The organism is Microtetraspora fusca (genome assembly GCF_001570365.1).
Lineage (GTDB): Bacteria > Actinomycetota > Actinomycetes > Streptosporangiales > Streptosporangiaceae > Microtetraspora > Microtetraspora fusca.
On the sequence record NZ_BBYK01000073.1, the window covers coordinates 84204 to 93145 of the forward strand.

Genomic DNA, 8942 nt, shown 5'->3' on the forward strand with positions numbered 1-8942 from the left:
CCACGCTCCGACATGGGATTCCTCGGGGGCTCACGCGCAGGTGGCCCTTCTTCCTCAGCTCCCGGCCGCATGAGTGGCGTCGCGCGTGAATTCGGTGATGGCGGAGGCGAAGGTGTCGGGCTGTTCGATGTGCCCCAGATGGCCGCTGTCTTCGAGGAGGACGAACCGGGGGCCGGCGATGCCCTCGTGCAGGAGACGCTCCCAAGCGGGCCCGCAGATGAAGTCATGGGCGCGGCGTGCTCCGGCGCGCTTGTGCGTTTCGGCCACGGCGCCCAGCGTCATCGCGCTTCCGCCCCGCTTGCGCCTGTCGCGTGGCTGCTCCGTTTCACGGTTGGAGGTCAGCCCTGGCGGGCAGTGGCGAGAACGGACAGCACCTTCGACGCTGGAGTACCACGGTCATGAGTGATATCTCCGCCGGCAGGCAGATCAGGATCGCGCACCGCGACGCTCTCGACGGCGATACGGCCCAGACACCCGGGCTCATCCGCGACGTCGCTTTCGACGCCCGCAACCCGGACGCGGCCCATCTGTCGGCATTCCTGAGCACCGTCAAGCCCGGCGCGGTAACTGGAGCCCACCATCACGGGGACCAGGAGACCGTCCTCTACGTCATCAGCGGTACGTCCCGGTTCCGGTGGGGAGACCGGCTGGAGCACGTAGCCGAAGCGGGCCCCGGAGATTTCGTGTTCATCCCCTCCTACGTCGTTCACCAGGAGATCAACGCCTCCACCGAAGTCGAGACGGTCTGGGCTGTGGTGCGCTCCGGCGTGGACCCGGTGGTTGTCAATCTCCCGGAGCCTGACGCCTACATCGAGCGTGCCGCGATCGAGTACATCGCCCCACAATAGGCCGTTATGTCCAGTAGTCCGGAGGTAGCGGTCTAGGTGATCGAGCCCGAAGAACCTCGCCTCCGCCCAGGGGAGGCGCTCGCCTGCGCCCGGCCGGGCAGCCCCAACCCCGCGACGCCGCGACGGCGGCGCTGAAGGCCAGGAATCGACGGCGGTCGGGTGTGCCGATGGTGCTCGTCGGTCACTCCGTTCCTGCACGTGGGGCGGTGACCATGTGCTGGCCGGTGGAGACCTCGTTGTGGAGAGCCTTCAGCGCGGCGACGTAGATCTCGGAGAAGGTGGGGAAGGGCTGGATGGTGTCGCGCAGCAGCTCCAGCGGGACACCGGCCCGGATGGCGAGCGTGGCCTGCTGGAGCCACTCCCCGGCCTCCGGGCCGAGCGCGTACGCTCCCGTCAGCCGCTCGCCGTCGCTGAGCAGGGTGAGGAAGCCGGTGGACTCGGCGTAGGCGCGGGTGTAGGTGGCGGTCTTGGCCACCTCCGACACCGGCACCGTCGCGCTGAAAGCGGCCTCGGTGGCGCCGACCGCGGCGGCCTGCGGGTCGGTGAAGACCACGCGGGGAACGGCCGCGTAGTCAGCCTTGCGCGGGCGGCCCAGGATGTTGTCGGCGACGACCCTGCCCTGGTATTTGCCGACGTGGGTCAGCATCCACAACCCGGTGACGTCCCCGACCGCCCACAACCGCTCGCCGGCCCGCAGGTACTCATCCACGGGGATGCCGCGCGGCCCGGCCTGGACGCCGACCGTCTCCAGTCCGATCCCGGTGGTGCGCGGGCTGCGTCCGGTGGCGACGAGCAGCCGGTCGCCGCGTAGCTCGCGGCCGTCCGCCAGGACCAGCACGTAGTCCTCTCCGTCGCGCCGCGCCGCCGCCGCCCGCGCGTCGAGGACGAGCTCCACGCCCTCACGGCGCAGCACCTCTCCGAGCGCGGCCCCGAGCGGCGCGGGCTCCCGCGCGAGCAGCCGGTCGCCCGAGTGGACCAGGACGACCTCGCCGCCCAGCCGCCGTACGGCCTGGGCCATCTCCAGTCCGACCGGCCCGCCGCCGAGCACGACCAGCCGGCGCGGTACGGCTGTCATGGCGGTCGCCTCGCGGTTGGTCCACACCCCTTCCAGCCCGGCCAGGCCCGCGATCGGCGGCTTGGCGGGAGCCGAGCCGGTGGCCACCACGACGTGGTCGGCGGTGTAGCGGGCGCCGCCGACCTCGACGGCACCAGGACCGGCCAGCCGGCCGTGGCCGCGCAGCAACGCGATGCCCTTGCCTGCCAGCCACTTCTCCTGCCCGGCGTCCGAGTACCCGGAGACCATGAAGTCACGCCAGGCCAGCGCCCCCGCCACGTCGACCTCGGCGGTGGCGGCGGCCTCGCGGGCACCGCGCACCGCCTCGCCGGGGCGCAGCAGCGTCTTGGAGGGGATACACGCCCAATAGGAGCACTCACCGCCCACAAGTTCGGGCTCGACCACGGCGACGCGCAGCCCACCGTCGGCCAGTTCGCCCGCGCAGTGCTCGCCCGGCGAACCGCCGCCCAGGACGATCACGTCATAGTGGCTGGACATCGAAATTCCCCTCCGTGTGATCGGCCGCCTGCCGTTCCGCCTCCTCGGGAGTACGCCCGGCCCGGCGGGCCACCATACAGGCGGCGTACCAGTGTGACCAGTGGTGCCTGGGCGCTCTAGCTTCGGAGGGCCCGTGACGTTCCTCGGTGTCGCGCACGGCGCACCTCGTCACGGACCTGATCGCCGTGGGGCAGGTCGGGGGATGGAGCGGTTCGACGCACACCACGCCCTGATCGGCCGCGAACCGGAAATTCACCGGCTGACTACGGCGATCGGCCGGCTCGCCGGCGGCGCGGGGGAGGCGCTGCTTCTGACAGGCGAGCCGGGCGTCGGCAAGACGTCCCTGCTGGAGCAGGCCATCTCCCTCGCGTCCGGTGCGGGGGCGCGGGTGTTTCGGGCGGCCGGTTCGCAGTTCGAGGCCGACATCTCCTACGCCACCCTGCACCAACTCCTGCACCCGTGCCTCGGTGAGCTGCTCCGGCTGAGCCCGCTGCTGGCCGGGGCCCTGAACGTGGCGCTCGGGCGGGGCGATGGCGCCCCGCCCGCGCCACGGCTGGTCGCCGGCGCAGTCCTCGCGCTCCTTCGGACGACGGCAGAAGAACGGCCGCTGTTACTCGTGATCGATGACCTGCCGTGGCTCGACCGGGCAAGCGCGCTGGTGCTGGGCATGGTGGCCAGACGCCTGAATGGCCTGCCCGTGGGCATGGTGGCCGCCTGCCGTACCGGCGAACCCAGCTCCTTCGACGTGGGCGGACTCGCGGTCGTCTATGTGGGGGTGCCACCGGAATACGGCGGAAACGGGCCGCCGGAGGCAGACCTGACAGAGTCGATGCTCTCCGGTCTTGGACACTGACCGACCTGCCGACAGGGCGGCCAGGCTTGGATCGCGCCCGCCGCGGCGTCGACGGCAGGTGGTCTCGCGCCGTCTTCCGTCCGGCCCTGACGGGTCTGCCGCTCCCGGCTCGCCGTGTGTTCTTCAGGACAGGCGCGGCCCTGCCAAGAGCTCGCCGACCTGGACGACCGCGAACTCGACCTGGCTCTGGCCCTCCTCCCAGTTGGCGATCAGCGTGCAGCCCGCGTCGGCGAGCAGGGCGCCGCCCGACCGCTCGGTTCGCAGGTACATCAGCCCCTCCTCGCCTTCGGTGCAGAAGAAGCTCAGGTGGGCGAACAGCTCGGGCGGCGTGAGGTCGGCCAGCGCCTCCTGCCACTCCTCGGCCGCCTCGGCCTCGAGGGGAAGGAGGCTTTCGGGGCCCGTGCCGAGCGCGGTGGCGACCCGCATCGCGTCGAAGAGCGTGCCGTCCGAGACCAGCCGCGGGTGGCAGACGGTCCAGGTGTCGCGCAGATCGGACGCGGCGAGGTCGTACCGCGCCAGCAGGGGAGCCAGGTCACCGCCCAGGACGCGCCGGCCCGCGAAGCACGCCGCCGCGAGATCCGCCTCGAACTCCGGCGGCAGCCCGGCCTTGTCGAACTCGAAGACCGACCGGCTCGCGTCGAATTCCAGCAGCGGCTCGTCCAGGTCGAAGATCGGGCAGTCCCAGACGACCGGCTCGGCGCCGCGGAGGGCGGCCGGGTTCACCCAGGCGGTGTCCCGCGCGAAGCCGAGCTCGTTGATGAGGTTGCCGCCGAAGAACGTCGCATAGACGGCGTCGGCGTCGAAACTCGCCAGCGGACGGCCGAGCAGAATCTCAAAGGCGCCGGTCAACTGTTCCAGCCACGGGCCCGAAATGTTCGCAGAAGCAGACTTCATGCCGGGACGATATAGGTCGGGCCCGTCATTCCGGACCGGGTTCGTCGGAAGCGGGCCGGCACGTCGGCCAGTGAGATGGAGCCTACGCCGCCGCACCGACGATTTCGGACTCGTTCGATCTGCGGGCTTCGCAGCAGAGCTCAAGATCTTGCCAGCCTGGCGTGGTGCCGCTACCACGTCCGCGGCCGATCGAGCGTTTGTGCTCTGATCTTCAACGGGTGCGCCAACCGCTACGGTGTCTAGTGCCGCGTCAGGCCACGTTTGCCCTCTTTACGATGCGTCGTAGGCGGGGATTGTCGGTGTTGCGGTTTCGCCAGGCGATGTAGCGGCGGATCATGCTGGCCTGCTCCCGGTGGTCGGCGTGGTCGGTGCCGTTGAGGGTGAACTCGCGCAACGCGGTGAACTGCGCCTCGATCCGGTTCAGGTAGGAGGAGTTGGTGGGCGCGTAGGCGATCTCGACGTTGTTCGCCTCCGCCCACTGGCCGACTCGCTTGTCCTTCTTCGTGGTCAGGTGCGGGCTGAAGTTGTCACACACGATCGCGATGCGAACCTCGGCCGGGTGAAGGCTGCGCAGGTAGCGGCAGAACTCCAGGAACTCGCCGCGCCGTTTGCGCTTCTTGATGTGCCCGTACATTCGGTCTTTGCTCAGGTCCAGGGCGGCGAACAGGTGCCGCACCCCCTGGGTGCGGGTGTAGGTGGCGCGCATCCGCGGCCGGGGTTCCCGGTTGGGGTCCTTGCCCTTGCCGCCGACGTCGGTCCACCGCCTGCCGGGCCGGGGTTGCAGGTTGAGCGGCCCGAACTCGTCCATGCAGAAGATCACAGCGGGTTCGCCGGGGTCGGGGACGACCTCGCCGTCGGAGATGGCGTGCAGGTGCTCGATGCGGGCCTTCTTGGCCGCGTAGTCCGGGTCGCGGGAGCCCTTCCAGGTCTTCACGGCTTGAAAGGAGACACTTTCCGCACGTAGAAGCTCGCGCAGGCCCTCATGGCTGATGTCCTCGACCACCCCCTCGGCGACCAGGAAGTCGGCCAGCTTGGTCAGGCTCCACCGGGAGAACGGAAGCCCGTGCTCGGCGGGCTTGGACTTGGCGATCTTCTTGATCTCACGGCGTTGCGGCAGCGTGAACAGCGGAGCGCGACCGCCCTTGTACTTGGGGTACAGGGAGTCGAACCCGTCGGCGTTGAAGTTGTGGATCACATCCCGGACCCGGTCTTCGCTGGTGAACGCCACCTTGGCGATCCGACCGATGCTCATGCCCTGGGCCGATAGCAGCACCATCTGCGCGCGTCGCCAGGTCACCACCGATCCCGTGCCGCGCCGTACGATGCGCAGCAGCCGGTTCCCTTCATCGTCATCGATCTCGCGTACGCGAACCCGCTCAGCCACGAGCAGAGTGTGAGGCGATCACGCCGATCGCGGTGGGACCTTGATCGGCGTGTCGCCATGAAACGGGGCAAACCCAAGCTGATGCGGCACTAGCGCTGGTCGGGCTCCGGCTTGCTCGTGCTCGGACTAGCTGCGCTGGGCGAGTCGCTCGCAGGCAGCGAGTCTGCTGATGCTGTTGCGGGCCATCGTCACAGTCCCGGGTCGGCGTCGGAGATGACACCGAAGGGTGTCTCGACGCCGGAGGACGTGTGCGTCTCGAGCTGGTAGGAGAAGCAGTCCGGCGCGCAGCGCTGGCCGGGGGCGGCGCCGCAGTCGTCGCATTCCTCAGCCCAGCAGTCCGCCAGGTGTTCCGTCATGAGAGGGGTCTCCTTCCGGGCTTGCCGATCCGGACGAGGTGCGTCTTCAGTTGGGCCAGCCGCAGACGGCCCATGCACCTGACGTCGCGGAGCACGTACTCGTCGGTGCAGGCGGCCAGGCCCGCCAGGTCATGGATGTCCGCGCGCGCGAGGGCCATCACGATCGCGGGAGGCAGGTCGGGCATGGCGTCCCTGATCGGCCTGTCGCCGGGCAGACCGGCCTGTGTGATGAGGTCGGCCAGGGGGATGTCTCCGGGGCCGACCTGCTCGGCGATCGCGTCATGGATGCGGCGTGTCTCGACCTCGGCGGCGTGACCGTGGAGGATTTCGAGGACGGTTTGCCAGGTCTAGGCGGGCAGGTCAACGGCGACCATCCGCTCTCCTTCGAGGGGTATGCCAGCCGTACCGCAAGCGGTACGGCTGGCGGGTTGGTCAGCAGGGGATGACGACGATGACTGTGCGGATCGACAGCCCGGCCGGGGCGAAGGCATCGGCCGGCAGCGCGTGCATGTCGCCACCGCGTTCCTGGACGAGCTGCCGGAACTCGACGGCCGGACGGGCTTTGTGGAAGGTGACGCCAAGGCTCATGACGGCGACGAGTCGGCCGCCGGGCTTGAGGAAGTTCAGGGCGTGGGCGACGTGGAGGATGTCCTGCCCCTTGGGGCGTTCACGAGTGTGGTTCAGCAGTGACGATGACGCCCTGACGAAGATCGCTTCCCATGGCGGTCGTGATCGTTTCCCAGTCGAGAATGCAGTGGTTCAGCGTGCTGCGTCGGGCACGGGTTGCCCGGCGTAGTCCTCGTCGCGTTCCTCGAACTCGACGAAGAAGTCCGTCATCGCCCGCAGTTCAGGAGTTCAGGCCATTGGCCTATGCCGGCATGGCCTTCCGGGCGCCTGGGGCCGAGCGCGTCGATCGCCACGTTGGGTTCTGAAGAGGCAGCCGGGGCACCTGCGGTCATGCCAGGTGCCCCCGCTGTTGCCGTCGTACGCCGTGCTTGTGCGGTCAGCCGGCCGCGTGGGACTTGTCTCGTTGTGCGGTGGCGAGGGCCTCGCGGCTCGGGGGTGACAAGATGAGTGTGATCAGGAGGCCGGCCACCATCGCGGCCGCAGTGAGCAGGACGACGACGAACTCGCCGTCGGCCGTGGCGGCACGAAGGGCCTGGCCGGTTCTGCCTTCGGTGCCGATGTCGGCGATGACGGTGAAGACGGCCAGGCCGATGGCGTTACCGAGGTTGAGCGCGGTGGAGGCGATGCCGTTGGCCACGCCCTGCTTGTCGGTGGCGGTGCCGGTGGCGGCGGCGATCCACATGGCGGTCCAGACGATGCCCTGACCGAGGCCAGAGATGATGAGGCCGGGCACCAGCAGGCCGTACCCGGCCTCGGCGTCGAAACCGAGGGCGAGGACGGCGGTGCCGGCCACGCCGACGGCGAAGCCGATCAGCAGCGTGGCACGGGTGCCGATCCGGGTGGCCAGGCGTTCGCCGCTCTGAGTGCCGACGGCGATGGCCAATGAGGGGATGAGGAAGGCCAGCCCGGTCTGCAGGGCGCTGTAGCCGTGGACGCTCTGCAGCAGCACGGTGAGGAAATACGGCAGGACGCCGAAGCTGGCCATGTAGATGAAGGTCACCAGCATGCCGACGGTCAGGCTGCGGTTGCGGAAGAGCCGGAAGGGCATGAGCGGGTCGGCGCTGCGGGCCTCGACCAGCGCGAAAATCACCAATAGCACGGCGGCCAACAGGAAGGCGGCGATCACCGGGAGGCTGCCCCAGCCCAGTTCGGGTCCCTCGACCAGGGCGAAGACCAACAGGGTCGATCCGGCGGTGACGCTCAGCGCCCCTGGTATGTCGAATCTGCGCCGTTCCCGTCTGGCCGGGTCGCGCGGGATGACGGCAAGGGCGGCGAGCGCGACCAGCCCGGCCAGGGGGACGTTGACGAAGAAGACGGCGGGCCAGCCGAAGTTCTGGGTGAGCAGGCCGCCGAGCAGTGCGCCGATGGTCAGCCCGCTAGCGCCGGCGCCGCCCCAGACTGCCAGCGCGCGGTTACGTTGCGGGCCTTCGGCGAACAGGCTGTTGAGCAGCGCCAGTGTGGAGGGCAGGAGCAGCGCCCCGCCGATGCCCTGGATGGCGCGGGCGATGATGATGACGACAGGGCCGGTGGCCAGTCCGCCCGCCAGCGAGGAGACGGCGTACAGGGCCAGGGCGAGTACGAAGATGCGGCGGCGTCCGAGCAGGTCGGCCGCCCTGCCGCCGAACAGCAGGAAGCCGCCGGCGAAGACGACGTAGGCGCTGACCACGAGCTGCTGGGTCTGGCCGGGAAAGCCCAGGTCGGTGCCAATCTGTGGGAGCGCGACGAACACGATGTTGAGGTCCAGCGCGTAGATGAGCTGGGCCAGGGCGAGTAGTGCCAGGGTCCAGCCGAGTCGTGGCTTGGCGCCACCGGGGGATTGCCCGCGCAGCACGGATGGTGTGGACATGGAACGCCCTTCGGGGGGAAGCCGATGGCAGGCATGCGGAAGCCCGCACAGATGAACGACTGTACGCGTACAGTCGTACTATGCCACAACGAGGCTGACTGTACGACAATCGCGGTACAGTGGAACCATGGCCTTTCGTCACCCCGACCGCAACCAGATCCGGATCGAAGACGTGCTATCGGCACTCGGGAACGGCGTGCGGCTGGCCGTCGTACGCGTACTCGACGCCGGTGGTGAGCACAACTGCACCAGCGTCCTAAACACACTGGGGATCACCGCGAAGTCGACCATGACCCATCACTGGCGGGTGCTGCGGGACAGCGGCGTCATCTGGCAACAACCCTCAGGACGGGAGAACCTGCTCGTCCTGCGGCGCGAGGATCTGGACGCGCGCTATCCCGGACTGCTCGACGCCATCCTGTCCGGCGCTCGCGCCGACGATGCCCTCGATCGCGGGGACCGCGCCGGCTCGGCCGCCCTCGCCATTCCGGAACCTGTGGTGTCTGGTGAACGGCCTCCGGCAACAACGGAACAGTCCAGTCTGGGCGGCGGACCTCCTAGGGCCTGTATCGAAGTCCGCGC

At 69.4% G+C, this 8942-nt stretch carries 11 protein-coding genes; 3 read left to right on the top strand and 8 right to left on the bottom strand.

Annotated features, from left to right (window positions below; translation table 11 throughout):
- Positions 1-54: 54 nt before the first annotated feature.
- A complete protein-coding gene (locus AWQ68_RS34715) occupies positions 55-282 on the bottom strand; it encodes an alpha/beta fold hydrolase (RefSeq protein WP_066949104.1) in 228 nt (75 codons plus the stop codon).
- Between the two features lie 116 nt (positions 283-398).
- Here AWQ68_RS34715 and AWQ68_RS34720 point away from each other — a divergent pair, with 116 nt between their 5' ends.
- The gene (locus AWQ68_RS34720; RefSeq protein ID WP_066949107.1) at positions 399-848 is read left to right on the top strand and encodes a cupin domain-containing protein; all 450 of its coding nucleotides are present in this window, start codon (positions 399-401) and stop codon (positions 846-848) included.
- A gap of 181 nt (positions 849-1029) precedes the next feature.
- Here AWQ68_RS34720 and AWQ68_RS34725 read toward each other — a convergent pair whose 3' ends face one another.
- A complete protein-coding gene (locus tag AWQ68_RS34725; RefSeq protein ID WP_066949109.1) occupies positions 1030-2400 on the bottom strand; it encodes a dihydrolipoyl dehydrogenase family protein in 1371 nt (456 codons plus the stop codon).
- A 202-nt stretch (positions 2401-2602) separates the two neighbouring features.
- On the opposite strand from AWQ68_RS34725, the gene AWQ68_RS34730 reads away from it, so the two are divergent.
- The gene (locus AWQ68_RS34730; protein ID WP_066949112.1) at positions 2603-3253 is read left to right on the top strand and encodes an AAA family ATPase; all 651 of its coding nucleotides are present in this window, start codon (positions 2603-2605) and stop codon (positions 3251-3253) included.
- A gap of 123 nt (positions 3254-3376) precedes the next feature.
- Here AWQ68_RS34730 and AWQ68_RS34735 read toward each other — a convergent pair whose 3' ends face one another.
- The 6 genes from AWQ68_RS34735 to AWQ68_RS34755 all read right to left on the bottom strand — a co-directional run bounded on the left by AWQ68_RS34735 (position 3377) and on the right by AWQ68_RS34755 (position 8360).
- The gene (locus tag AWQ68_RS34735; RefSeq protein ID WP_066949115.1) at positions 3377-4147 is read right to left on the bottom strand and encodes a hypothetical protein; all 771 of its coding nucleotides are present in this window, start codon (positions 4145-4147) and stop codon (positions 3377-3379) included.
- Positions 4148-4397: 250 nt separating this feature from the next.
- Entirely contained in the window at positions 4398-5531 is a 1134-nt protein-coding gene (locus AWQ68_RS34740; protein ID WP_174554181.1) for an IS630 family transposase, read from the bottom strand.
- A gap of 188 nt (positions 5532-5719) precedes the next feature.
- Positions 5720-5887 carry a hypothetical protein gene (locus AWQ68_RS43075; protein WP_157546187.1) on the bottom strand — a complete coding sequence of 56 codons (168 nt, stop codon included), beginning with the start codon at positions 5885-5887 and terminating at the stop codon, positions 5720-5722.
- Complete coding sequence (locus tag AWQ68_RS43080; RefSeq protein WP_157546190.1) at positions 5884-6072, bottom strand: hypothetical protein; 189 nt, start codon at positions 6070-6072, stop codon at positions 5884-5886. Before AWQ68_RS43080 ends, AWQ68_RS43075 begins: the two co-directional genes overlap by 4 nt.
- 247 nt (positions 6073-6319) lie before the next feature.
- Positions 6320-6475 (bottom strand): hypothetical protein, encoded by a 156-nt coding sequence (locus tag AWQ68_RS43085; protein ID WP_157546193.1) that lies wholly within the window; start codon positions 6473-6475, stop codon positions 6320-6322.
- Between the two features lie 415 nt (positions 6476-6890).
- Complete coding sequence (locus AWQ68_RS34755) at positions 6891-8360, bottom strand: MFS transporter (RefSeq protein ID WP_174554182.1); 1470 nt, start codon at positions 8358-8360, stop codon at positions 6891-6893.
- A 127-nt stretch (positions 8361-8487) separates the two neighbouring features.
- Here AWQ68_RS34755 and AWQ68_RS41610 point away from each other — a divergent pair.
- Positions 8488-8942, top strand: a 455-nt coding sequence (locus tag AWQ68_RS41610; RefSeq protein ID WP_084464736.1) for an ArsR/SmtB family transcription factor, incomplete at its 3' end; no start/stop codon positions are given.

Coding starts and splice junctions, on each gene's coding strand:
- AWQ68_RS34715 (WP_066949104.1), bottom strand. CDS start 282: ATGACGCTGGGCGCCGTGGCCGAAACGCACAAGCGCGCCGGAGCACGC.
- AWQ68_RS34720 (WP_066949107.1), top strand. CDS start 399: ATGAGTGATATCTCCGCCGGCAGGCAGATCAGGATCGCGCACCGCGAC.
- AWQ68_RS34725 (WP_066949109.1), bottom strand. CDS start 2,400: ATGTCCAGCCACTATGACGTGATCGTCCTGGGCGGCGGTTCGCCGGGC.
- AWQ68_RS34730 (WP_066949112.1), top strand. CDS start 2,603: ATGGAGCGGTTCGACGCACACCACGCCCTGATCGGCCGCGAACCGGAA.
- AWQ68_RS34735 (WP_066949115.1), bottom strand. CDS start 4,147: ATGAAGTCTGCTTCTGCGAACATTTCGGGCCCGTGGCTGGAACAGTTG.
- AWQ68_RS43075 (WP_157546187.1), bottom strand. CDS start 5,887: ATGACGGAACACCTGGCGGACTGCTGGGCTGAGGAATGCGACGACTGC.
- AWQ68_RS43080 (WP_157546190.1), bottom strand. CDS start 6,072: ATGCCCGACCTGCCTCCCGCGATCGTGATGGCCCTCGCGCGCGCGGAC.
- AWQ68_RS43085 (WP_157546193.1), bottom strand. CDS start 6,475: ATGAGCCTTGGCGTCACCTTCCACAAAGCCCGTCCGGCCGTCGAGTTC.
- AWQ68_RS34755 (WP_174554182.1), bottom strand. CDS start 8,360: ATGTCCACACCATCCGTGCTGCGCGGGCAATCCCCCGGTGGCGCCAAG.